Here is a 24,774-nt window from a genome sequence, read left to right on the forward strand (position 1 = left end):
TCCGCTTTTCGAAGTGAAATGAACACAAAACCGAGACCACAAGGCAGTGGTCCTACGACGAACAGGAGACGTTGCGATGACGGAACTGGCCGATCGAACCGACGAAGCGACGCTGAGCGATGCAGTGAAGACCCAGAAGATCACCTCCTCAGAGGCCTTCGTCGAGACGATGGTGAACTACGGAGTCACCGACATCTTCGGAATCATGGGCTCGGCATTCATGGATGCGATGGACATCTTCGCTCCCGCCGGCATCGACTTCATTCCGGTGGTCCATGAGCAGGGAGCCGCGCACATGGCCGACGGCTATGCCCGCGCATCAGGTCGCTTCGGCGTCGTCACTGGTCAGAACGGGCCGGGCATCTCGAACTGCGTGACAGCGATCGCCGCTGCCTATTGGGCACATTCGCCGGTCGTCATCGTCACTCCGGAGGCGGGCACGAACTCGATCGGCCTCGGCGGATTCCAGGAGGCGAATCAGCTGCCGATGTTCCAGGAGTTCACGAAGTACCAGGGGCATGTGTCCAATGCGTCTCGCATGTCCGAATTCACCGCTCGCTGCTTCGACCGCGCGAGGTCGGAGATGGGACCCACCCAGCTCAACATCCCGCGCGACTACTTCTACGGCGAATGCGATCCGCAGATCCCGACGCCGCAGAAGATCGACCGGGGCGCCGGCGGCGCCGAGAGCCTGGAGGAGGCGGCAGACCTGCTCGCCTCGGCGAAGAATCCCGTCATCGTCTCCGGCGGCGGCGTCGTCATGGCCGATGGCGTCGATGAGTGCATCGCCCTGGCCGAGCGTCTCGGAGCGCCGGTGGTCAACAGCTACCAGCACAATGACTCCTTCCCCGCCAGCCACCCGCTGTGGGCCGGACCGCTGGGCTACCAGGGTTCGAAGGCCGGGATGACGCTGATCAACCAGGCCGACGTCGTCCTTGCTCTGGGCACCCGCCTGGGGCCGTTCGGCACGCTGCCCCAGTACGAATTCGACTACTGGCCCACCAACGCGAAGATCATCCAGGTCGACGCCGATCAGAAGATGCTCGGCCTGGTCAAGAAGATCGATGTCGGCATCTGCGGAGACGCCAAGGCCGTCGCCGAGGAGCTGCGCAACCGCCTCAACGACCGCGAGGTCGCCTGCGACGCCACGAAGGACCAGCGCGCCGAGCTCATCCGGGCCGAGAAGGAGGCCTGGGAGGCCGAACTCGATTCCTGGACCCATGAGAAGGACGAGTTCTCCCTCGACGCCATCGACGAAGCGGAGAAGGAGGACGGCAACTGGCTGCACCCGCGCCAGGTGCTGCGCGAACTCGAGAAGGCGATGCCCGCCGACGTCATGGTCTCGACCGACATCGGCAACATCAACTCGGTCGCCCACAGCTACCTGCGGTTCGAGCGCCCGCGAAGCTTCTTCGCTCCGATGAGCTTCGGCAACTGCGGCTATGCCCTGCCGACGATCATCGGCGCCAAGCGTGCGGCTCCCGAACGCCCGGCCATCGCCTACGCCGGTGACGGCGCCTGGGCGATGAGCATGGTCGAGGTCCTCACCGCGGTCCGTCACGACATCCCGGTCACCGCGGTGGTCTTCCGCAACCGGCAGTGGGGTGCGGAGAAGAAGAACCAAGTGGAGTTCTACGGCCACCGCTTCATCGCCGGCGAGCTCGACAACGGGGAGAGCTTCGCTGCCATGGCCGAGTCGATGGGAGCCGACGGCATCGTCGTCGACGACCTCGACGAGGTCGGCCCGGCCCTGCAGAAGGCCGTGGACGCACAGATGAACGACGGCAGGACCACCGTCATCGAGGTCATGTGCACGAAGGAGCTCGGCGATCCCTTCCGCCGCGATGCGCTGCGCAAGCCCGTTCGGACTCTGGACAAGTACAAGGACTACGTGTGAGTCCTCGATACTGGTGAGCGCCGGTCGCCGGAGGTGGTGCTCGGGTCGGACCCGACCACCATCTCCGGGGCTTCCGGTGCCGCCCATCACGCACGACACAATCGATCAGCGGCCCGTCGACGATGACACGGCCGCAGAAAGCTGGCGCTCACGCGATGAACTCGCCCGAACAGATCATCTACCCAGCCCGTACCGTGCGGACCCTTGATCCCGCACGACCCACCGCCGAGGCGGTCATGGTCCGCGGATCGCTGATCCGAGCCGTCGGTTCTCTCGACGAGCTCAAGGCCTACGGTCCCTCCCGCATCGACGACCGCTATGCGGATGCCGTGATCTTCCCCGGAATGGTCGAAGCCCACGCACACGCGGGCAGCGGAGGCATGTGGGAGAACACCTACGTCGGCTTCTATACGCGCAAGGATCCCGATGGTCGGATCTGGCCCGGCTGCACGAGTGTCGACGAGGTGCTCGATCGGCTGCGGGACGCCGACGCCCGACTCGGCGACGGTGAGCTGCTCATCGCCTGGGGGCTCGATCCGATCTTCTTCCCCGGCGAGCGCCTCGACAAACGCCACCTCGACTCAGTGTCGACGACGCGGCCGATCTTCGTCAGCCACCAGAGCGGACACCTGGCCACCGTGAACTCGGCGATGCTGGCCCATGAGGGAATCGACCGCGACTGCCCGGTCGAAGGCGTCGTCCGCGGTTCTGACGGCGAACCCAACGGCGAGCTGCGGGAGCCTCCGGCGATCGCACTGATCTCGAGCGCCTCTTCCCTCCTCGGCGGCCCGTTCGATCCGGCCGCTCTGCGCGGTTTCGCCGCCGACGCCCGCAACCACGGGGTGACGACCTCTGCGGATCTCGGCAACCCCTACATCATGACCGATGCCCTCGACGAGCATCGGAGCATCATCGACGATGATGACTTCCCGCTCCGACTCTCGCTCTTCCACCTCGGCGGCGGCATGGGTGCCGGCGGCGATCCGCACACGGCGTCGCGCACTCTGGCGGATTTGGCCGAGACCGGCAGCGAGAAGATGCACCTCGGCGGGGTCAAACTCTTCCTCGACGGGTCCATCCAGGGCTTCACCGCCCGGCTCCAGGCTCCTGGGTATCTGTCCGAGGACGGCAACGGCATCTGGCTGTCCTCACCAGAGGAGTTCTATCGGGCCTTCCGCGCCTATCATGCTGCCGGCTCGGTCATCCATGTCCACTGCAACGGCGACGAAGCCACCGAGCTCTTCCTCGACACCGTCGAGCAGGTGCTGGCCGAGGTGCCCCGCTGGGACCACCGGCACACGGTCACCCACAGTCAGCTGACGACTCCGGCGCAGTACCGGAGGATGAAGGCTCTGGGGGTGTGCGCGAACATCTTCTCCAACCACATCTGGTACTGGGGCGACCAGCATCGGGATCTCATCCTCGGCCCCGATCGCGCCGAGCGGATGAACGCCGCCGCCACCGCACTGCGCATCGGGGTGCCGATCTCGCTGCACTGCGATACACCCGTCACTCCCCTCGACGCGCTGGCCACGGCCTCCTACGCGGCCGAACGGGCCACTCCGAGCGGCCGCGTGCTCGGAGTCCACGAGAGGATCAGTGTGGCCCAGGCTCTCGACGCTGTCACCCTGGGAGCGGCCTATATGCTCAAGCTCGACCACCTCGTCGGGTCGTTGGAGGCGGGCAAATTCGCCGACTTCGCGATCCTCGACCGGGATCCCTGCGAGTGCGAACCCGCCGAACTGCGCGAAGTCACCGTCCACGGGACCGTCGTGGCCGGCCGGCACTTCCAGGCGGCAGGCTGAGCGATGATCGAGCTGACAGTGATCGGCGGCTATCTCGGGGCGGGCAAGACCACTCTGCTCAACGAGATCCTCGATCGGACCGACGGTGAACGCGTCGCGGTCATCGTCAACGACTTCGGCACGGTCAATATCGACGCGGAGATCATCGCCAGCGACGACGGCCGGACCTGGGAGATCGCCAATGGGTGCATCTGCTGCGACCTCTCGGACGGAATGGCTTCCGCGATCGAGAGCATCCGGACCGCCACTCCCCCGGTGACGCGCATCTTCGTCGAGGTCAGCGGAGTCGGACAGCCCGAGGTCGTCGCACGCTGGGGCGACCATCCCGGTTTCTCCCGAGGCGGTTCCCTCGTCTGCGCCGATGCCACCTCCATTCGCCGGGACGTCAACCGGAAATGGGTGGGAGAGACGGTGCTGTCGCAGCTGCGCGGTGCCGACCGGATCCTGTTGACGAAGACGGATCTGGTCGACGAGCTGCAGCTGCGCGAGGTCGAGGACTGGTTGGCCGCGCACCCGGCCATCGACGCGGAGTCCGTCGACCGGGGCGAGGTCCTGGCCGGTGGTCGGGCGGGGCGACCGGAGACGGCGGCGCACAATGCGGATGACGCCGTCGCCGAGCCGATGCCATCAGCCGAGGACGGGGACGTCGGCCACGCTCCCGCACGGGCCCACAGCTCGTGGTCGATCACGGCCGCCTCGGCGATCGACCCGGAGCAGCTGTGCGGTCTCATCCTCGACCTGCCCGAGACCGTCGTCCGCGCCAAGGGGCTCCTGCCCGACAAGCGGAGGCCCGGCCGCCGATTCCTCGTCCAATATGACGGTACGAGGTGCGAGACCAGCGAGGTCGCCCCGGATGGCGCGACCTCGGACGGCGGCACGGTCGCGGACAGCTTGGGCGCACGAGAGTCCGCGGCCTCGGACGGCCTGGGCCGACTCGTCATCATCGCGGCCGGCGACCATGCCGGCACTCCTGAGGCCGTGACCTCACTGGCCCAGGCACTTCACGGGTGGGTCGGCGACTAGCCGGCCCCGATCTTCGGAAAGGGAACAATGAAGTTCACCCGCAGAAAGAACAACGCGGACCGCCCGCGACCGCTCAAGGGGCAGGCGACCCGCCTGCTCACCCCGGTCATCGCGATCGCAGCAGCGCTGGGTCTGGTGCTCAGCGGATGCGCTGCACCGTCCGCGCTCGTCGGCAACGGCGATGACACACTCATCTTCGGCACAGGTTCGGTCCCTCGCGTGCTCAATCCCGCGGTCCAGTCGGGACTCGCCACAGCGACGCCCGGCGCACAGCTCTTCGCCAGCCCGGTCCGGCTGAACAGCGATATGGAACCGGAACCCTACCTTGCGCAGTCATGGGACGAATCGAAGGACGGGAAGACAGTGACCCTCCATCTCGCCGATGATGCGAAGTTCCACGACGGCCGGCCCGTCACCTCCGAGGACGTGGCGTTCTCACTCGGAGTCGTCAAGCGGGAGCATCCCTTCGGGGCCAACCTCTTCGGCCCTGTCACCAACGTCGACACACCCGACGACCAGACCGTGGTGATCAATATGTCCCGCAGGCATCCGGCCCTCATGACTGCGATGAGTCCACCGTTCCTTCCGGTCATGCCCGAACACGTCTACGGCACCGACGACACCGTGGTCGACCATCCGCAGAACGCACACGACGTCGTCGGTTCGGGACCATACCAGCTGCGCAACAATCTTGAAGGAAAGCGGATCGTGCTCGACAAGGTCGATGACTTCTTCATGCCCAACGAGGAGGCACCACAGCAGGTGCTCATCGAGATCATCTCGGATGAGAACACCCTGGCCCTGGCTACGGAGAAGGGCGAGATCGACATGATGCTATCGAACACTCCGTCGATCCTCTCGCGCATGGAAGCCGTCGACGGAGTCACGGTCGCCGACGAAGGCTACGAAGGGCTGGGAGCCCTCACCTGGCTCGGATTCAACGTCAAGAGCGACAACGTCTCGGACAAGCGGGTGCGACAGGCGATCGCCTATGCGATCGATCGCGACTACCTCGTCAACAAACTCCACCGGGGTCAGATCGAGCCGGCGACGAGCCCGATCGCCAACGGCAGCCCCTACTTCGACGATTCGCTGCCGCGCTATGACCGCGATCTCGACAAGGCCGCGGACCTGCTCGACGATGCCGGGTACCCGCTCGACGAGCACGGCAATCGCTTCACCGTCCAACTCGACTATGATCCGCTCAGCGCCGAAATGTCGTCGAGCATCGCCGAAACCATCAAGGCCAACCTCAGGGACGTCGGCATCACCGTGCGGATCCGAAGCTCCGCCGACGAACCGACCTGGGGCAATCGGGTAGCGAACTACGACTACGACATGACCCTGGACAACGTCTGGAACTGGGGCGACCCAGCCGTCGGAGTCGAACGCACCTACCTCTGCGACAACATCAAGAAGGGCGTGCTCTGGGCGAACATGTCCCAGTACTGCAATGAGGACGTCGATCGACTCTTCAAGAAGGCGGCGGCTGCTCCCAACGAGAAGGCGCGGACAGCTGACTATGCGAAGATCCAGAAGATCCTCACCGATGAGCTGCCCGTGCTGCCGCTGGAGAACCAGCAGTACCGCAACATCTATTCGGACTCCGTGAAGAACGCCCCCAACGGTCCGTTCGGCATCATGTCACCGCTGCTGGACACCTCGATGGAAGGTTGACCATGTCACTGACAGCTCCACCGAAGATCAAGCTCAAAGGGCGCAGGAGCATGGCCCTGGCGAGGACCCGTTCGATCGCCTCGCGCATCGCCCAGGCTGTCCTCCTCCTGCTCGCCGTCATCATCTTCAATTTTGTGCTCATCCACCTCGCCCCCGGAGACCCGGCGACGGTCATCGCCGGTGAGTCGGGCGGCACCACCCCCGAGCAACTCGAATCGATCAGAGAAGCCTACGGGCTCAACGACCCGATCCTCGTCCAGCTCTGGCACTACCTCGTCAAGATCGCCCACTTCGACCTCGGCTACTCGTTCTACTTCGGTCAGGACGTCACAGCGCTCATCGGCGAGCGCCTGTATCCGACAGTTCTCCTCGCCGGGACCGGCATGCTCGCCGGGCTCGTCCTCGGAACGCTGCTCGGAGTCGTCGCCGCCATCAAACCGAAGGGGGTGCTGAGCTACGTCGTCACGGTCATCGCCCTTGTCGGCTTCGCCGCACCGGTGTTCTGGACCTCGGTGCTGCTGCTCCTGGCGCTGTCGATCACCCTCCCGATCTTCCCCGTTCAGGGGATGAACTCGATCATCGTCTCCCCTCACACGCTCCCGCAGATGTGGGACACTGCGATGCACCTCGTTCTCCCGGCCACGGCTTTGGCGCTCATCTACGTCGCGCTCTACAGTCGCACTGCGCGGACGAGCATGCTCGAGGTCCTCGACTCCGACTACATCCGCACGGCGTGGGCGAAGGGTCTGGGCGGCAAGGTCGTCATCTTCAAGCATGCGCTGCGCAATGCGGTGCTGCCCGTCGTCACCCTCTTCGGCCTCCACGTCGGCGCGCTGCTGTCCTCCGTCGTGCTCATCGAGGTCGTCTTCAACTGGCCCGGGCTCGGTTCGCTGCTGCTCGAGTCGATCCTCCGCAGGGACACTCCTGTGATCCTCGGGATCCTCTTGGCCAGTTCCGTACTCGTCATCATCGCCAATCTGGTCACCGACGTGGCCTACCGCATCATTGATCCGCGGATCGCCATCTCAGGAGGACCGCAATGACCGACACCATGTCACGTCCGGGCGCCGGACAGGAGCAGGCCGAACCAGGGCGCGGGAAGATCCCGAGAAAGCGTCCGACGACTGCGTGGACGCTGTTCCGTCGCAACCGGGTCGCCCTCATCGGACTGTCACTGCTCGTGGCGATCCTGCTCGCCATCACCTTCGGCCCGATGCTATATCCGAACAATCCGTTCGAGATCGTCGGCATCCCGATGGAGGCACCTGGAGAGTCCTCAGTGCTGCTGGGGACGGATGCCCTCGGCCGGGACCTCTTCGCCGAGCTTCTCTACGGCGGTCGGGCGACGATGCTCGTCGGCGTGGTCGCGGCCGTCCTGTCCACGGCGATCGGCATCATGCTCGGCGGGCTGGCCGGGTATCACCGGGGCTTGGCCGACTCCGTGGCCGTGCGGATCACGGAGTTCTTCCAGGTGCTGCCGCCCCTACTGCTGGCCATGGTGCTGGTCACCCTGTTCACTCCGAGCCTGATGACAATCACGATCGCCATCGGCGTCGTCAGCTGGCCCGCGACCATGCGCATCACCCGGGCCGAGTTCCTCCGCATCCGCGAGCTCGACTACGTCAAGAACGATCGTGCCGCCGGCGCCGGTGACTTCTGGATCATCATGAAGACGATCCTGCCGAACGCGCTACCGCCGATCGTCGTCATGTCGACCCTGGTCATCGGTCAGGCGATGCTCTTCGAGGCGGGGCTGAGCTTCCTCGGCCTCGGCGACCCCAACACGATGAGCTGGGGCCTGATCCTTGGCAACAACCGCGAGCAGATGCTCACTGCCTGGTGGCCCGTGGCCTTCCCGGGACTGGCCATCTTCCTCGCCGTGCTCAGCGTCAGCCTCTCCGGCGACGGACTCAACGACGCCCTCAACCCCAAAGGTCGTGAACGATGAACACTGCAACGATCAGTTCGACTGCCACCGCCGACGCCGAGCGCGGACCGGAGCCTGCGGGTGCCGACGAGTCGCCAATCCTGTCGGTGAAGAACTTGTCGGTGAAGTTCCAGGACAACACAGCCGTCGATGCCGTCTCCTTCGACGTCAGGCCGAGAGAGGTTCTCGCGATCGTCGGGGAATCCGGGTCGGGGAAGTCGGTGACCTCCCTGGCGATCATGCGCCTGGTCGAGCTCTCCTCCGCGGGCAAGGTCACCGACGGTCAGATGTGCTTCACTCGGTCAGGCGGTGAGGTCGTCGACCTGCGCACGGCTCCGGAAGCGACGATGCGCGCGATTCGGGGCAATGACATCTCGATGATCTTCCAGGAGCCGCTGACCTCGCTCAACCCGGTCTATTCGGTGGGCAATCAGCTCGCCGAGGTGTTGCGCGTGCACAAGGGGATGGCCCGTCGTGAGGCGAGGAAGGGCGTCATCGAGCTCATGGAGAGAGTGCGCATCCCCGAACCCGAACGCCGGGCCAGGCAGTACCCGCATCAGATGTCCGGCGGCATGCGGCAGCGCGTCGTCATCGCGATGGCTTTGGCCTGCCAGCCGCGGATCCTCATCGCCGACGAACCCACCACGGCACTGGATGTGACGATCCAGGCACAGATCCTGGCACTGCTGCGTGAGCTGAAGAACGACCTCGACGCCGGCATCATCTTCATCACCCACGACATGGGTGTCGTCGCCGAGATCGCCGATCGGGTCCTCGTCATGCGCAAGTCGCAGGCGATCGAGACGGGCAGCGTGGAGGATATCTTCCACAATCCTAAACACCCGTATACGAAGAAGCTGCTCAGCGCGGTGCCGAAGCTCGGGGCGATGAACGGCACCGACTCCCCCGTACTGTTCCGACTAGACGAGGAAGAGGCCTGCTGATGACGAAGATCCTCGAAATCGACAATCTGGTCAAGGGCTTTTCGATCTCCGGCGGGATGAAGGTCCATGCCGTCGAGGACGTCAGCTTCCATGTCGACAAGGCGGAGACGTTCGCGCTCGTCGGAGAGAGCGGGTGCGGCAAGACCACACTGGCGAACCTCGCGATGCGTCTGCAGAAGCCCGACAGCGGAACGATCAGGCTCCTCGACACGGATATCACCGATCTGGGAACACGCGGTCTGCGCCCGCATCGCCGTCACCTGCAGATGATCTTCCAGGATCCGTTCGCCAGCCTCAATCCGCGCAAAACCGCGGGCAGGATCGTCGGTGATCCGATGCGACTCAATCGCACGGCCTCGAACGGAGACGTCGAGGCCCGCGTGGCCGAACTGTTCGAACTCGTCGGCCTGAGTGCCGATGACATGCGGAAGTACCCGCATCAGTTCTCGGGCGGTCAGCGGCAGCGCATCTGCATCGCACGAGCGCTCACGCTCAATCCGAGCCTCATCGTCGCAGACGAGGCCGTGTCCGCCCTCGACGTGTCCGTGCGAGCCACGGTGCTCAACCTCATGATCGAGCTGCAGCAGGAGTTCGAACTGTCGTATCTCTTCGTCAGCCACGACCTGGCGGTCGTCGAGAGGATCGCGCATCGGGTAGCCGTGATGTACCTGGGGCAGATCGTCGAGATGGGGCCGCGGCGTCAGGTGTTCGAGAACCCGCAGCACTCGTACACACAACGCCTCATGGATGCCGCGCCGATCGCCGACCCGAGCCAGAAGCGCGAACGAGCCCTCATCGCCGGTGAGATCCCCAGCCCTGTCTGGCCCGAGGACCAGGGCCCGGAGAGAGTGACCTTGCGCGACCTAGGAGGCGGACACCTGGTGGCGGCCGAGTGACGGCTCACTGCTTGCCGAGGATGCCGTCCCCGCCGTCGACGTTGAGCAGGGTGCCCGTGACGAAGCCGGCGTCGTCCGAGCACAGCCATACGGCAGCGGCCGCCTGCTCCTGAGGACTGGCCATCCGCTTCATCGGGATGGCCTCGGTGACCTTCCTGTACTCCTCTGGGGACGCTTCAGCCCACGAACTCAACGCCGCCGTCATCGTCGCCGCGGGGCAGATCGCATTGACTCGAATGCCCTGTGCGGCGTATTCCAACGCTGCCGTCTGCGTCATTCCGTTGACCGCCCATTTCGAGGCGTTGTAGGGCGACAGCCCAGGACTGCCGTTCTTGCCCGACATCGACGATGTGTTGACGATAGCGCCGGACCCCTGTGTCGCCATCTGCCTCAGTTCGTGCTTCATGAAGCCCATGAGGCCGAAAACGTTGACGTCGAAGAGCCGCTGCCAGTCGTCACGGTCCTGGTCACTGAATGGCAGGGCAGCGGCTCCGAGTCCGGCATGGTTGTGTGCGAAGTCGAGGCTGCCCCATCGTGAGACGACTTCCTCGACGACGGCTGCGGCATCGTCCTCGGAAGACGCGTCGACGATCCTTCCTTCGGCGGTGCCGCCCTCGGCGCGGATGAGTCGGCAGGTCTCCTCCACTGCCTCGCCGTCGATATCGGTGACCAGGACCGCGGCGCCCGCCTCGGCGAAGGCCATGGCGCTGGCGCGTCCGATTCCACTTCCTGCCGCCGTGACGAAGCCGTTCTTTCCCCTGAGATCTGTCATAACGTTCCTCTCTCCTGCCTGTGGCAGCGTGTGGTGGCGCCGGCATGTCGCCGACACCTGTCGACGGCAGCAGATTCTGCGCCGACTTCACCCACGTCGTTGCGGGAAAGCCTGGCAGCAGATTGCTGTTGCCTATGGTGAACTGTCATTAATCATAGAATTGATTCTATTGGCTGTGAACCGAATGCTTCCTTCTACCCCAGCCCGTCCCACACCATTCTCTGCCGCAGGGCTGGCGCCAGCACGAGGGCGGCGATGACGCTGCCGACCAGCAGCACCCAGGCACCGAAGTAGGTGAAGAGTTTGAGTTCGGGAGCCAGCTGCGGCCCGAAGTCGGCGGCCATGAGGATCACTCCCCCGAGGATGAGCGCCGTGGACACGATCACCTGGATGAACTGCTCGACGGTGGACTTGAGCAGGTTCTTGATCATCGAGATGTTCAGCCCTGATGTGCCGACGTCAAGCGTTCCGTCCTGCAGGTGGCCGGCGATGCGAGAGAGCTGTCCGGGCAGCTCGGCGATCTGCGGTGCAGTCGCGGCTGCATAGAGAGTGAATTCCTGCCGGTCGACGCCCAGTCCGCCGACCTCACGCAGCAGCGTCCTCCCGTTCTGAGTCACCAAAGCCAGCAGGTTGAGTTCGGGAACCAGCCGGGTGATCGATCCTTCGAGGGTGCTGATCGCGCGGAAGGCCGTCGCTACCGAGGCGGGCATCGGGAACCCGAAGTCGACGACGAAATCGATGAGCTCGCCGAACAGTGCCGCCGAGGTGGATCCCGGCAGTCCGTCACCGAACTTCAGCATGATCTGCCCGATCTCACGTTGCAGCTCCCGCAGGTTCACATCACTCGGCGTGCCCAGCAGCTCCAGGATCGCAGCTGTCGCCGCTTGCGAGTTCTGCGAGTCGAAGGCCATGAGCAGCAAGGCGATGGCACGCCGGTCACGTTTGTCGATGCGACCGACGGCACCGAAGTCCACGAGTCCGGCACGACCGGATTGGGAGATGACGATGTTTCCCGGGTGGAGATCGGCGTGGAAGATGCCTTTGCCGAGCACCTGACGTACGACCATGAGGAACAGGTCCTCAGCGATCTCCCTACGGGCCAGTTCGGAGAGGTTGTCGACCACCTCGGCGGCGTGGGACAGGGGGATGCCCTCGACGAGGTCCATGACGATGACGAACTCGCCGGAGAGTTCCTTGTGCACGTGCGGGATGTGGACCGTCGAGTCGGTCTTCGACGTCGAACGTCCGGTCTCGTCGGCGAGGCGGAGCGCTTCGATGTGCCCCAGTTCCCCGCGGTAGTCGAGTTCGCCCTGGAGTGAGTCGACGAAGCTGTGGGCGAGCTTCGCGATGCCGATCTTCTGCGCCCACTCCGTCGTCCGCTCCAGACGCTCGGCCAGGGTGAGGACGATATCGCAATCGGCGCGGACCTGTTTGCGGATCTTCGGTCGCTGCACTTTCACCGCCACCGCGCGACCTTCCAAGGTCACCGCACGGTGAACCTGCGCGACCGAAGCGCCTGCGAAGGGGACTTCGTCGAACTCGGCGAACACCTCGGCGACAGGACGGCCCCATTCGGCCTCGAGCTGGTCCTTGACCTCGGAGAAGGGAACCGGTTTCACCCCGGCCTGCAGGGTGGAGAACTCTTCGACGAACTCGTGCGGGATCATGTCACCGCGGGTAGCGATGAACTGGCCAAGTTTGATGAAGGTGACGCCTGAGGCGGCGAGGGCGTCGCGCGTTGTCGAAGCAATCTCGCGCAGGGACACCCGCAGGGTCGGAATCCTCGGCTTGAGGTAGCGGGAGAGTCCGAACTTGATGAGGATCTTCTGGATCTGCGCGAGCCGGTTGAGTCGGCGATACCAGGTGGGGATCTTCGGAGCGTTGCGGATGAGTGAGCTGAGCGTGCCCGAGGGCATGACGAGTTCGATCGCCAGGAGGACGAACATCTGAATGACGATGAACCACGCGAAGAGCAGTAGGAAGACCATGATGGCCGGAAAGCTCATGTCCAGGGTCGGATAGTATCCGCCTGCGGAGATACCGAGCATCTTGTAGGCCTGGAGTGTGATCGGCCAGATCGACAGGCCCATGATGAGGGAGACGATCGTGTTACGGGCGGCACCGGTGCCGGTGAGCATCATCCGCCGGACGAGGAATCCGACGATGAGCGCGCTGAGGACACCCAGTCCGATGGTGTAGAGGATCGTCACCCGTCGTCCCTTCCGTCGTCTGTGGTCCCCGCCGAGGTTCGGAATCGTTCACCGAGGTTCGGGGCCGTCACCAGCCTAATAGATCAGGTGGGGTGGAGATTGAGAGTTCGCAGGGTGTCGACGGAAGGACGGTGCCTCCCACTCACTCCGGCCGATGCGCGGCCATCACCTTCTTGAACAGCTCGTCGCCGAGTTTGTCGTACGACGCGTCCTCCGGGTACCACTCGTCGAGTGAGGCGAATTCGCCCTTGTCGTCGAAGCCGAGCTCGGTCACGCTCTTCTGCCACTCCTCCCCCGCACTGCTCAGCGCCTTCGGGGCCTCGGCAACTCCGGCCTTCTCAGCGGTCTTGTCCGACAGCGCCTTCGCGTACTTCGCCATCTGCTTCTGGACATCGTCCTCGAACGGCTTGACGGAACCGCCGTTGTCCTTCGCCTGCTCGACGGCCTGAGCCTTCGCACCGATGACGACCTCCATCATCGTGGAGAACGTCGTCGACATCGCGTCGAAGACCACCTGCTGATAGGCCACCGGAAGTTCCGAGTACTTCTTCCCGGCCGTGATCGCACCGGCCGAACGGGCGATTCCCGCATCGGAAGCGACACCGATGTGCGGTGCGACCTCGAAGGTGCCGGCCTCGACGTTCGGCGCCAGCTGACCGAGATCGCAGTCGACGGTGCCGCGCTGCAGCGCCTCATAGGTCTCCGGGAACGACAGAGACACCGGGGTCGCGCCGAGGTCGGTGACCTGCTTGCCGGCCGCCGCCGAGCCGACGCGGATCTGCTGTCCCTTCCAGTCCTCCGCGGTGGTCATCGGCTCGGAGCACATCGTCGAATACCCGCCGGCGGCGAGCATCGGGATGAGTGGGACGAGGTTCTTGTCCTCGAACTCGGCGAGCACCTCGGGCGTCTCCCAGGCTGCTTGGACGCCGGCCGCATTCGCCGCCAGATCGCTGGCCACCGGCGAGCTCGGCAGCGTCGACATCGCGGTGCCGAGCGCATCGAAGGCCGGATACTCGGCCGGGGTGTAGGACGGCAGAGTGAACGCGAGGTCGACGCGCCCGTCAGCCAGCGCATCATCGACGTCGGCATAGCTGGCGATCGCCTGCCCCCATACAATGTCGACGGTGATCTTGCCGCCAGAGCGTTCCTCGATCGCCTTCTTCACATCGAGCCCGTTCGGCGCGAGGATCGACTTCTCCGACATCGCCGACGGCTGGAACTTCAGGGTCACCGGGTCGAGGTCGGCCAGAGCCTCATCGATCTCGTCCTGCGACGCGTCCGCGGCGAAGCCCTCCCCCGCGGCGGTCTCCGAGTCCGAACCGCCACCGCCGACCGATCCGGCGCACCCGGCGAGCAGAGCCAAAGATGCCGCCATCGCTGTGACAGTGGCGGGGCGGACTGCCGCCGAACGGATGCGGTGCATGGGACTCCTTTGAACGAACGCTGTGAATTCTCTTAGATCATAGATCCGAATCCGCTCGCCCCGACCTCGAACGAGCATGACTCCGCTCACACCGTGCGGAAGCGATCCGACAGCACGTTCGTTGGTTCGGTGGGCCGCCTCGGCGGGGGTCATCCGGCCGCCATGCCGCCGCTTGTGCGTTCGATGAGGTCAGGAAGCCACTCCGTCATTCCGGGGGCGACGATCATGAGGACGAGGAAGACCACGGCCACGGGCAGGAACCACAGGAGTGAGGTGAAGATGTCCCGCAGTGTGACGGTGTGCCCGAGGTTGACGTCGGGGTGCTTGGCGATGCTGTGGACGATGTAGGGGATGATGCCGACCGGCGGGGTGATCATGCCGAACTCGCCGAGCAGGACGACGAAGACGCCGAACCACAGCGGGCTCACCCCCATCGTCTCGAGCGTCGGCAGCAGGATCGGGATGGTCAGCAGCATCATCGACATGGTGTCGAAGAACATGCCCATGATGACGTAGAGGACGATGAGCACGAGCAGGAACCCCACCGTCGACAGGCCCAGGCTCGTGATGAACCCGGTGAGGATGGGGGCGAGCCCCGTGATCGCCAGCAGGCTCGTGAGCATCGTGGCGCCGATCATGATGAAGAAGATCGCCGAGGTGGCCGACACCGTTGCCAGCGCCGATTCCGCGACCTTGCGCCACGGTCGTTCGCCTCGTTTCTCCCACAGGCACAGCAGTACCGAGCAGAGAGCGGCGGCGGCTCCCGCCTCAGTGGGAGTGAAGATGCCGGAGAACATGCCGCCGAAGAGCACGACGAGGATAACCAGGAATCCCCAGACGCCGCCGAGCGAGGTGAAGCGTTGGCGCCACGTGGGTCGGGTTCGTTCAGTGGTGCCGGCCTCGCGGCCGACGAGCGACGGTGCGACGAGGCCGATGGCGAAGATGAAGATGGCGAAGCAGAGGGCCAGGAGAATGCCGGGCACGGCTCCGGCCATGAGGGCGGGGCCGACCGGCACCGAGGCGATGCCGGCGTAGACGACCATGAGGATCGACGGTGGGATGAGGTTGCCCGTCATACCGGAGACCATGATCGTGCCGACCGCCATGCGTCTGTCGTAGCTGGCTTTGAGCATCTCGGGGATTCCGGCTCGGCCGAGAGCGTAGGTCATGCCGATCGTCGAGCCGGTCACGGCGGACAGTCCGGCTCCGGCGAAGGTGGTGCCGATGCCGATGCCGCCGGGCAGCCAGGAAAACCAGTGGTCGGCGACGCGGTAGATCTTCGCCGACAGCCCGGACTGGGTGAGCAGCATGCCCATGAAGATGAACATCGGCAGCACGCTGAGCGTCCAGTCCGAGACCGCGCTGAATGGCGCGGTGGCCAGGATGTTCATGGTCGCGGGAATGCCGGACACGGCGTAGACGCCGATGATCGATGGCACGGACAACGCGATGGCGACGGGAACGGAGATAAAGAGGAGGACGAGCATCATTCCGATGCACCAGGCTCCACCGATGGCAGCAGTTGGGCTGGTGAAGAGGCCGATGAGGCAGACAGCGACGAGTCCGAACCCGATGGTCAGGGCGAGGGGACCGGAGCGTTCGCGACGCGAGACTGTGGGGAAGAGCGCGGTGGTGTTCGGGCGCCCAGTGCCGGTGATGTTCGCGCTGCTTGCGTGGTCTGGTGGCAGGGATGCGCCGGTGAGATCGGTGTTCGCGTTCACTTCTCCTCCCCTGCCTCGGTGCGGCGGCGGAGAATCGCGACGACGTCGAGGATGTAGAGCACAGCGAGGAGCACGAACACAATCGGCACGAGGTAGTACACCGGCCACGTGATGACATCGGAGACATCGGCGGTCGATCCGATGGCCGTGTTTTCCAGTGCCTTGCTCAGCCCGAACCAGGCGAAGGCGATCGACACGAGTGCGCCGAGGAGGCACGCGAAGACCGTGAACACCGCAGCGGTGGCAGGTTTTACCCGCTCGATGGCCATGGTGACGGTGATGTGTTGCTTCTGCAGCTGGGCGGCAGGAATGCCGAGCAGTGCCACGATGGGCAGGTACCAGTATTCGACGATCTCGTTGGTGGCGTAGATCGGGGCGTGGAAGATCGATCGGGCCAGGGCGTGGGTGACGATGTGGAGCATCATCACGATGATTGCCGCGGCCGTGGTGACCGTCAGCCACCTATCGAGGACTTTGGTGAACGTGCTCATCAGGAGTCACTGTAGCCGTCGGTCGCGGTGCCTGTGGCGGTTGCACCGCTAGCGGCTTCTGCTGCATCCGCGCCGGTTGGCGCGCCTGTCCCACCGAGGGCGATATCGGCGGCTCGCAGCGCATCGATGAGATCGACCACCTCGGAGGCGTCTGCTAGACCGTCGGCTATCAGCGCGGAGACTCGACGGGCGCCGGCTTCTTCCAGGGCGATGGGGTCGATGCCAGCGATTTGGGAGAAGCGGCGGGCGCTGCGGGGCAGCAGTGCGACGCCGAGTCCGTTGGAGACGAGTGATTGGATGGCTCCGGGGTTGTCCGTGATGTGGCGGGTCCGAGGTTCGAATCCGGCGGTGCGGCAGAGGCGCTCGGCGGTGGACCGGCAGCGCACGCATCCCATAATCCACGGCAGCTCGGCGACGTCGTTGAGGTGTTCGATCTGCCCGGCACGGTTCCACCGTTCGGGTACGAGCAGGTCGAGGTGGTCGGCGCCGAGGTCGACGTTCTTGTGTCCGGCGAGCTCGGGCGGGGCTTCGTCTTCGTGGTGGAAGAGGAACGCGATGTCAATGGCACCGTCGTCGAGCAGGCTCAGCGCTTCGGGCGGTTCGGCCTCGGAGACCTCGTACGAGTGATGGAGCGGTGAGTCCGTACTTGTGCCGGCGTTTGCCTCGAGCCGGCCGAGTGCTGCGGCCAGTGGGCCGATGACGAAGCTGGGGAAGCCTGCGAGGCGAACATTGCGCCCACCGAGGCCGAAGGCCTTCGCCAGATCGCTGCGCAATCCCGTCACCGAGGCGGCCACATCGCGGGCGCGGATGCGGGCAAGCTGACCGGCGGTCGTCAGCCTGATACCGCGTGGGGTGCGGTCGAAAAGGGTGACGCCGAGGTCCTTTTCCAGCGCGGTCATGTGTTGAGACAGTGCTGGTTGGGACCAGCCGAGGACGCGGGCGGCGGCGCCGATGCTGCCGGATTCGGCAATGGCGCCGAAGATGAGGAGGCGTTTGGGCTCACCGAGGTCGAGAGCCTGTTCAAAGACATTAGCCATAAGCTCAGCTTATGCCAGAGCAGTGGGAACTGGGTCTACCGGGAGTCTCCGGTTCACGCGAGACTGGTCACAAGGGACGACTTTGAATCGTCGCGTCATCGCTGAGTTGAGGAGTGGGAGTATGCGCAGGATCGGTCTGCTGGGTGGAATGAGCTGGCATTCGAGCATCGAGTACTACACGAAGATCAATGATGCCGTGGCGAAGCAGCTCGGCGGTCACCATTCGGCGCAGATCCTGCTCGACTCGTGCGACTTCGCCGATATCCGGTCGATGCAGGAAGCCAACGATTGGGCGGGCAACGATGCATCCCTGACGGCGACGGCGCAGCGTTTGGTCGACGGCGGAGCCGAGGGTGTAGCGATTGCCACGAATCTCATGCACAAGTGTGCCCCGGCCATCGAGGCGCAGGTCGATGCACCGCTCATCCACATGGTCGATTCAATCGCGACGATAGCGAAGCGCCAGGGTTATTCGACGCTGGCTGTGCTCGGTACCAGATGGACGATGCTCGAGGATTTCTACACGGGTCGACTCGAGTCACAGGGCATCAAGACCCTGGTTCCCGATGAGGCAACATGCCTCGAGGTCGACCAGATCATCTGGGATGAGCTCACTCAAGGGAAGTTCACTGATTCCTCCCGAGCCCGATACGTCGAAATCATGAATGAACTCAAGGCCCGCGGTGCCGAGGCCGTGACACTGTCGTGCACGGAGATCGGTCTATTGGTTCCCCCGGAGACCGCTCCCCTACCAGCCATCGACTCCGTCGACGCTCACGTCGCCGCGATTGTCGACTGGCTAATAAATCAGAACGCATTTGCCTGAGATCTATGAGGCAACACTACCCATCTACAACAATCAAGCTAGCAGTACCCGCTCAAATCGAAATAACCTCAAGCGTCTAAAGTTTCATAGGTAAATAGAGAGTACCCTACAAAACCAACCAAAACCAACAAAGGAAAGAACCCAGGCAAAAACAGGAGCGGCAGCACCCCCACCTTCAAACCGACGCTAACCATAAACCCAATGCAACCCATAAGCGCCAATATCAAGGGCACACGAACGAAACTCACCGCACATACGCTAAGCACCACCGATAGCAATATCAAGACCATTGCACCAAGCATCACAATACCAAACAAGTTCATTACCGAAACAAACAAAACAGGCAGACGGTTCAACTCTGATCCTGACACCACGCTAAACAGGGCATATCCAATAAACCCAAACAGGCTCACAACGCCCGCCAGCAAGACCGATCGAATGAACTTGAAATCATAATTAGTAGTTAACGAGTCAACGCCAATAGATAACCACTTCGGGAATTCAGGCCCGAACAACTCGCGGTACTCGAACCGTGACCCAATCCACCACCATATACCACCAAACGCTAAAGCGAGACTATAGACTAAGACTCCCGTCCACAGAGCGTTACTGGCCGCCGAATAGAGCGATTTACCCAGAATCGAAGGCACCAAGACCGCGATAGATAGAAACATAAAATATATGGTCATGCGCAGGCGGTAAATACGTAGCGAAAGAAACTCCAAACGATCACCAAGGCGATCAATCCGTCCATACATTCCAGTGCGCTTTAGATTCGGATAAGCCCATTTACATATCTCGAAACGAAATACAGATCTGGTATTCAAATAAGATGCAATTGGATGATCAAATATAGGACTCCGGCGTGTCGGAACCGAACCTTGAATCACTCCAGATGGCAATTCAGGCACAGACATACTGCCGACTATGTCGCTAAGAGAGCTGATTTCATGCCACTCTATTTTGGACCGCAACGGCCTCAGTTTCGGGAAAACTAAATTTCGTGATCGTTGATATCGCCAACCGAAAAAAGCGCTCACCAGGCCCACAAAGATAAGCAATGGTCCGTACCAAGTGTCGGGCCATACGCTATGCGAACTCGCTTCCACAAAGTCAGTCAATAACGACACCGAATCTGGCATCATCAGTATCGATGGAAAATTGAACAATAATGCCGTAGTCAAGTAGATCACTATTTGAAAGCCAAAAGTATTACCCAATTCACCTGGCTCAAATACCCGAACCACTCCTCCTACGATCAGCGCGTTCGACAATACATTTGCCCAGGCATATATTATCCATTGTCTATTACTCACCTCTCGCAACACAGAGATCGGCTTCAATCCGGACGCTAACCCGGTATATTTTCGCACCTTGGGGTACCTACCGTCGGGCAGAGTGCTCAGCAGCTGGTGAGTAATATAGCCGCCTTGGGAGTGCCCGATTACCCAAACATGTTCACTGTTCTCTGATGCATACGATAGAGCATTATTGGTGCGCACATTCACCGCATCGAGAGCTCTTCCGCCCTTCGACGCAATGGCGAGGTGCTCAAAAACATCAAATCTGCTTTGTGCATATAAAAGCACTCCAACTGCCAGCGCGACGAGTATAGCTACGGTCGGCCATAAATAAGCAGTTAATCCTAGTGAAAGAATAAGTAATATAGTGAACCAGGTGGCCATCCGCCATACAGTAGGAGCCAGAGCCAACATTTCCGTCAGAGCTCCGCTGCCTTTTTTTGAGGTCTTCTGCGCTGCTTCCTTGGAATAGGTGCCGGATGTAAAGTCTTCGTGGTATCTGGGCATGACTGCGAGCATAATCAAGATGGGAAGTGCAACTAAGAGCCGACCGGACCTCCTAACCGCAGCGCCGATTCCTTTTTCTCGCTCCTGTTCGACAATATCGGCCCAGTGAACTTCGATGATAGCTGACGGTTTACTAGTCGATATTTCCAGTTCCTGTAAATTAACCCCTTCGGCTACAGTTTCTGACTTTCCACGCTGATGTTTTACCTCGAACTGATCAAGGCTCTCTTCCACACAGCTCGTGAATGATTCGACTACGGCGAATGCCTTTTGCTTCCCTACCCCGTGAACCACGACCAGGGAGTTTCTATATTTTGCCTTGTCGATCGACTTCTGTACCTTATTTCTCGAATTACTCTTTTTCGCCATGCAACCCGCACTTAATCGATATGTTCAGTTATTGAGATTGATTCTACCACTTCCATTTGTTCGGCTGTACAACGGAATTCCTTTCGAGCGATTCGTGCGTTACTCGTTTTGGAATCAATGTAAACTTGACTTGCGATTTATGGCGTTAATTTGTGCGCATTTCACAAACCGAATACGCGAGCCTTAAATAGAGTCTTGAGTGCCAGAGTGATTAATCACATGTGAACATGTGTGAATTGAATTTCCGTAGTCATCATATAACCCAACTAACGATTCCACCGGTTTTGCCATCGCCTAATATGTCATTAATTTCATTTATATTTCGAGTACAGGTGCGTTGTTCTATTTCGACGCGGCTTCTTAAACCACACTATTTGTTCCACTAACCGTGTTGGTCTGGATTTTTAATGCATTCTCGAACTGCTCTTGAGGTTGCTAGCTCTAGTCCGCCGTGAGCCAAGGGGTGTGTTTCGCGGTAATCGAATATTCGTAATTGAAAGCGCTACCGGTGATACTGGTATTTTTACTAAGCTACGATGTATCAAGCAGAGGCCTCCCTAAAAATCAAACCGTTTTGTCACGCTGTAATACAGGTGGGATCGTCAGCCGTTAGCTGCGCGGAGGGACTATAACGGTTTCCAACCATGCACGCCAACTACCGAGACGGAACGCGTCTCCATGAGGCCGGCTTCCATTCCTAGCCCAAGCCTGATTCGGTCCAATGCCGCAAGGCGCACTGTCGCGAAAGTCGACCTTTTGTGGGAGCGCATCGGAGTCGAGAATGTAGTGGTTCCCAGCATCAAAACGACTGGTGGTCATGTGCGACCGGTCGAACGCTGCCAACGTCCCCGCAGGGATATCGTCATCAGAGGCGGCATCCTTCCCAACCCATTTTTCGCTAGCCGGGAGGTCGTTCTTATGCTGATCCCGACGGTTCCACGCCACAGTCAGGTCGGCAAAGTTCTGTAGTAGCGTCCGTGACTGCTCGGACGCGATCGATTCCGGGTGGAACTGGACTCCCCACTGTGGCCTAGTCCGATGCCGGAGCGCTTGGATGACTCCGTCTTCGGACCAAGCTGTCACCTCCAAACAGTCGGGCAAGTCGGTCACTGCGAGGGAGTGGTACCGCACCGCAGAGAAAGGAGTGGGGACGCCGGCGAACAGCTCAGTTCCGGTATTGCTGATCTGGGAGACTCGACCGTGTCGAGGTTCCGGAGCGTGCACCACGGCTCCCCCGTGCACATGTGCGATTCCTTGATGGCCGAGGCGCACGCCGAGCACGGAGATCTGTGAGTGTTCGACGACTTCGGCGCAGATGCCGAAGTCGGCTGGCCGCTCCGGGGTTCCTGGTCCCGGGGAGAGGACAACATTTTCGAACTCGTCGAGCACGCTCAGCTCGAACTCGGCCCAGTCATTGGGCACAAGCGTCGGCGCACACTCATTCACCTCGGCGAGGAGATGGAAGATGTTGAGCGTGAATGAATCGGCATTGTCGATGAGCAACGTCCGGATCACGCCTGCCTCCTCGCCAGAAGCTGATCGCCGTTGCGACAACTCAAAATTGGAGTCAGGCTCGAGCAATCAATGCGAATCGTGACCTCGGTTTGGTCAATCGATTTCGAACCGGCGTTCTGGTTACCCGCACCGACGCGCAAATTGCTTAAGCCGTTCTCTGAGTATGGACGATAGCGGGTCAATTCGAGCGTTGCATACTCGACCAGGCAACGAGTCTGCCGAACAGCACACCCAGCTGATCTTTCGTGTTACTGCCAAAACTTTCAATAGGGATCGGTGCCGCGGATTATGCGGCACCGATCCCTATTGGATTGCACGACGGGCAAGATGTGCTCAAGACCTAGCGCGTTGAACTACTTGACTTGGATGAATACTTTGTCGGCAAACATGTCAGGGCTCACTGCGAGCATGCCTGACTCAGCATCCTCGCTCGGTATCTTGATAGCGATGGGCCCCTCCGTGGAAGCGCCCTTGTAAAGCGTCTCGGCCTCGTCTTGCGCATTCGGCGCTATCACCAGGTCTTCGAGACCGTCGAAGGTGTTTCCGCCTGCCGATGCGTACTCAACGGTCGACATCGGCATTGACCCGCCCGGCTCGTCGCCCTGATAAGTCAGCTGGACGTCGATCACCATGTACTGGTTCCCCGACTCCGGCTTCTCATTGAACTCGTCAACAGCGAGAACCTCGTCAGTGGCGTCCAGCGTCACATCGGTGATCGTCATGTCCCACTCATCGGAGCTGATCTTGGTGCCGATTGCATAGGGGTTTTCCCTAGTGCCTTCTTCGGCCGAGTCACCGCCTTCTTCGACTACCGCGTTGTCAGCTTCCTGCGCAAGCGCTTCGGCGGAGACATCATCGCTGAACGCTTCGTCGAACGATGATGCCACTACAAAAAAGAACACGAGGATTCCGACAATGGTTCCAACCACCGAAATGATCAGAGCAGCAATAGAGAATCCCTTCTTGCCATTCAAGAAGAAGGAAATGATCGACAGCAAGAAAGCAATCGGAAGGAGGATCCTTCCGACAGTGAGCGCGCCTGGAATACAGGCAAAGATGAAACCGATCAACGCAAGAACAAAAGCGATGATTCCCATCACATTTTTGCCGCGGTTTCGCCTGGTCTGGTCACCCTCGGGGCCCTGCCCACTGCCATTGCCATAGGCGTAGGTTCCACCCTGATGTGGGTAGGCAGGCTCAAATGCAGCGCCCGACGGCTGGGCGTACTGGGGTGGCTGCTGCGCAGGAACGCTGTGCTGCTGCGGCCGGTTTTCTGGGAATGGGTTCTGGCTCGTGTCACCTCGACACTAGAAGGTTGAAACTAGAACTAGAATGGGCGACGTCCACAGCGGTAAATACCAAATTGCATACCACTACACCCGATAATTGCGCAAACGTTACAAATGCACTACAGGCAAGACAGCAAGACATTTATAATTTTGCACGCGGTGCATGTACTCGTGATTTAAGCTAATGCGAAGGCGCGAGTTTCTACTGCGGTGGCTTTTTCTGCCGCAGCCGATCCTTACCGGTTTGGAACGGCAATTCCTCAGCCAAGCACCATTCGTCGGGTCTTGTCTGCGAGCCCGGCCGCCTCGGCGAGCAGGGACTCCTCCGAGTCCGCGCCCGCACGGACGTACCGGCCGGTGAACGCATCCAGCGTTCCCGAGGCCAGGGCCAATGCAAGATCCGTGACCTGCTCGGGTGAGGTCCAGTCATCGCCCTGACGGAAGTCGTGGACGGGCATCGACTTCGTCATCGCCGTCTCGACGACGCCGGGTGCCATCTCGAAGATGCGCAGCCCCTTGTCGTGGCCGAAGTGGACGACGGAATCGGCGAGACGGAACAGCGACGCCTTCGACGCCGAATACACCGCATACGCCGGTGTGCCCTGCGCTCCCGACCCCGAGTTGAGGTCGATGATGCGGCTGGGACGTCCGGTCGCCTCGGCGTTAGCGAGCAGAACGGGGGCGAAGAGGTTGAGCACAAGCGCCACGCCGAGCACATTCGCGTCGACAACGCCCTTGATGCTCTCCGGATCGGCCTCCCACAGCGGCCCCTCGGTCGACTCGATGCGGCCGGCGTTGTTGATGAGCACCTGCATGCGGCGGCCCGTCTCGGTCTCGAGTGCACTCACAGACTCGCGGAAGGCCTTCACCGAGTCGATGTCGTCGGTGCACAGACCGCACCCGGTGACCGCTCCCCCGGTGGCATCAAGAATCTCGGCGGCAGCCGCTTCTGCCCTTTCCGCCGAGGTCGCCGTGACGACCACGTGGTACCCGGCCTTCGCAAACGCCTCCGACAGATACCGCCCGATACCGCGGGCACCACCTGTGACGACGGCGATCGTCTCTGCCGGCACTGCGGTCGCCTCGGAGGCAGCTTCGCCGGTGGGCATGGTGGTTCCGTAGGGCAGCTTCTCGCTCATCTTTT

Annotated in this window: 19 protein-coding genes; 9 read left to right on the forward strand and 10 right to left on the reverse strand. The window is 61.9% G+C overall.

The window, feature by feature from the left end:
* Positions 1–76 precede the first annotated feature (76 nt).
* The 8 genes from xsc to IIE29_RS16975 all read left to right on the forward strand — a co-directional run bounded on the left by xsc (position 77) and on the right by IIE29_RS16975 (position 10,169).
* Positions 77–1,897 carry a sulfoacetaldehyde acetyltransferase gene (gene xsc / locus IIE29_RS00180; protein ID WP_209323194.1) on the forward strand — a complete coding sequence of 607 codons (1,821 nt, stop codon included), beginning with the start codon at positions 77–79 and terminating at the stop codon, positions 1,895–1,897.
* Between the two features lie 155 nt (positions 1,898–2,052).
* On the forward strand, positions 2,053–3,702 hold the full coding sequence (locus tag IIE29_RS00185; protein ID WP_209323195.1) for an amidohydrolase: 1,650 nt from the start codon (positions 2,053–2,055) through the stop codon (positions 3,700–3,702).
* Between the two features lie 3 nt (positions 3,703–3,705).
* A complete protein-coding gene (locus IIE29_RS00190; RefSeq protein WP_209323196.1) occupies positions 3,706–4,725 on the forward strand; it encodes a CobW family GTP-binding protein in 1,020 nt (339 codons plus the stop codon).
* A 27-nt stretch (positions 4,726–4,752) separates the two neighbouring features.
* Positions 4,753–6,402, forward strand: a complete 1,650-nt coding sequence (locus IIE29_RS00195) for an ABC transporter substrate-binding protein (RefSeq protein ID WP_209323197.1) — start codon at positions 4,753–4,755, stop codon at positions 6,400–6,402.
* 2 nt (positions 6,403–6,404) lie between these two features.
* The gene (locus tag IIE29_RS00200; RefSeq protein ID WP_209323198.1) at positions 6,405–7,445 is read left to right on the forward strand and encodes an ABC transporter permease; all 1,041 of its coding nucleotides are present in this window, start codon (positions 6,405–6,407) and stop codon (positions 7,443–7,445) included.
* Positions 7,442–8,350, forward strand: coding sequence for an ABC transporter permease (locus IIE29_RS00205; protein WP_209323199.1), 909 nt, complete (start codon positions 7,442–7,444; stop codon positions 8,348–8,350). Before IIE29_RS00200 ends, IIE29_RS00205 begins: the two co-directional genes overlap by 4 nt.
* A complete protein-coding gene (locus IIE29_RS16685; protein ID WP_216629481.1) occupies positions 8,347–9,273 on the forward strand; it encodes an ATP-binding cassette domain-containing protein in 927 nt (308 codons plus the stop codon). Before IIE29_RS00205 ends, IIE29_RS16685 begins: the two co-directional genes overlap by 4 nt.
* Positions 9,273–10,169, forward strand: a complete 897-nt coding sequence (locus IIE29_RS16975; protein WP_216629482.1) for an ABC transporter ATP-binding protein — start codon at positions 9,273–9,275, stop codon at positions 10,167–10,169. Before IIE29_RS16685 ends, IIE29_RS16975 begins: the two co-directional genes overlap by 1 nt.
* A gap of 4 nt (positions 10,170–10,173) precedes the next feature.
* Here the strand turns inward: IIE29_RS16975 and IIE29_RS00215 are convergent, their stop codons facing one another.
* The 6 genes from IIE29_RS00215 to IIE29_RS00240 all read right to left on the reverse strand — a co-directional run bounded on the left by IIE29_RS00215 (position 10,174) and on the right by IIE29_RS00240 (position 17,823).
* On the reverse strand, positions 10,174–10,941 hold the full coding sequence (locus IIE29_RS00215) for an SDR family NAD(P)-dependent oxidoreductase (RefSeq protein WP_209323200.1): 768 nt from the start codon (positions 10,939–10,941) through the stop codon (positions 10,174–10,176).
* A gap of 194 nt (positions 10,942–11,135) precedes the next feature.
* A complete protein-coding gene (locus IIE29_RS00220) occupies positions 11,136–13,151 on the reverse strand; it encodes an ABC1 kinase family protein (protein ID WP_209323201.1) in 2,016 nt (671 codons plus the stop codon).
* Between the two features lie 142 nt (positions 13,152–13,293).
* Complete coding sequence (gene dctP, locus IIE29_RS00225; RefSeq protein ID WP_209323202.1) at positions 13,294–14,574, reverse strand: TRAP transporter substrate-binding protein DctP; 1,281 nt, start codon at positions 14,572–14,574, stop codon at positions 13,294–13,296.
* A gap of 149 nt (positions 14,575–14,723) precedes the next feature.
* Positions 14,724–16,295, reverse strand: a complete 1,572-nt coding sequence (locus IIE29_RS00230; protein ID WP_209323203.1) for a TRAP transporter large permease — start codon at positions 16,293–16,295, stop codon at positions 14,724–14,726.
* Positions 16,292–16,786 (reverse strand): TRAP transporter small permease, encoded by a 495-nt coding sequence (locus IIE29_RS00235; RefSeq protein ID WP_209323204.1) that lies wholly within the window; start codon positions 16,784–16,786, stop codon positions 16,292–16,294. The genes IIE29_RS00230 and IIE29_RS00235 overlap by 4 nt, the downstream gene beginning before the upstream one ends.
* Entirely contained in the window at positions 16,786–17,823 is a 1,038-nt protein-coding gene (locus tag IIE29_RS00240; RefSeq protein ID WP_209323205.1) for a LysR family transcriptional regulator, read from the reverse strand. Before IIE29_RS00240 ends, IIE29_RS00235 begins: the two co-directional genes overlap by 1 nt.
* A gap of 121 nt (positions 17,824–17,944) precedes the next feature.
* On the opposite strand from IIE29_RS00240, the gene IIE29_RS00245 reads away from it, so the two are divergent.
* The gene (locus IIE29_RS00245) at positions 17,945–18,649 is read left to right on the forward strand and encodes an aspartate/glutamate racemase family protein (protein ID WP_209323206.1); all 705 of its coding nucleotides are present in this window, start codon (positions 17,945–17,947) and stop codon (positions 18,647–18,649) included.
* A gap of 68 nt (positions 18,650–18,717) precedes the next feature.
* Here IIE29_RS00245 and IIE29_RS00250 read toward each other — a convergent pair whose 3' ends face one another.
* The 4 genes from IIE29_RS00250 to IIE29_RS00265 all read right to left on the reverse strand — a co-directional run bounded on the left by IIE29_RS00250 (position 18,718) and on the right by IIE29_RS00265 (position 24,769).
* Positions 18,718–20,826 carry a hypothetical protein gene (locus IIE29_RS00250; RefSeq protein ID WP_209323207.1) on the reverse strand — a complete coding sequence of 703 codons (2,109 nt, stop codon included), beginning with the start codon at positions 20,824–20,826 and terminating at the stop codon, positions 18,718–18,720.
* A 609-nt stretch (positions 20,827–21,435) separates the two neighbouring features.
* Complete coding sequence (locus IIE29_RS16725; RefSeq protein ID WP_343071740.1) at positions 21,436–22,341, reverse strand: anthranilate synthase component II; 906 nt, start codon at positions 22,339–22,341, stop codon at positions 21,436–21,438.
* Positions 22,342–22,694: 353 nt separating this feature from the next.
* On the reverse strand, positions 22,695–23,438 hold the full coding sequence (locus tag IIE29_RS00260) for an oligosaccharide repeat unit polymerase (RefSeq protein ID WP_209323208.1): 744 nt from the start codon (positions 23,436–23,438) through the stop codon (positions 22,695–22,697).
* 452 nt (positions 23,439–23,890) lie between these two features.
* Positions 23,891–24,769, reverse strand: coding sequence for an SDR family NAD(P)-dependent oxidoreductase (locus tag IIE29_RS00265; protein ID WP_209323209.1), 879 nt, complete (start codon positions 24,767–24,769; stop codon positions 23,891–23,893).
* Between the last annotated feature and the right edge of the window lie 5 nt (positions 24,770–24,774).

This window comes from Brevibacterium renqingii (assembly GCF_017808095.1).
Classification (GTDB): domain Bacteria; phylum Actinomycetota; class Actinomycetes; order Actinomycetales; family Brevibacteriaceae; genus Brevibacterium; species Brevibacterium renqingii.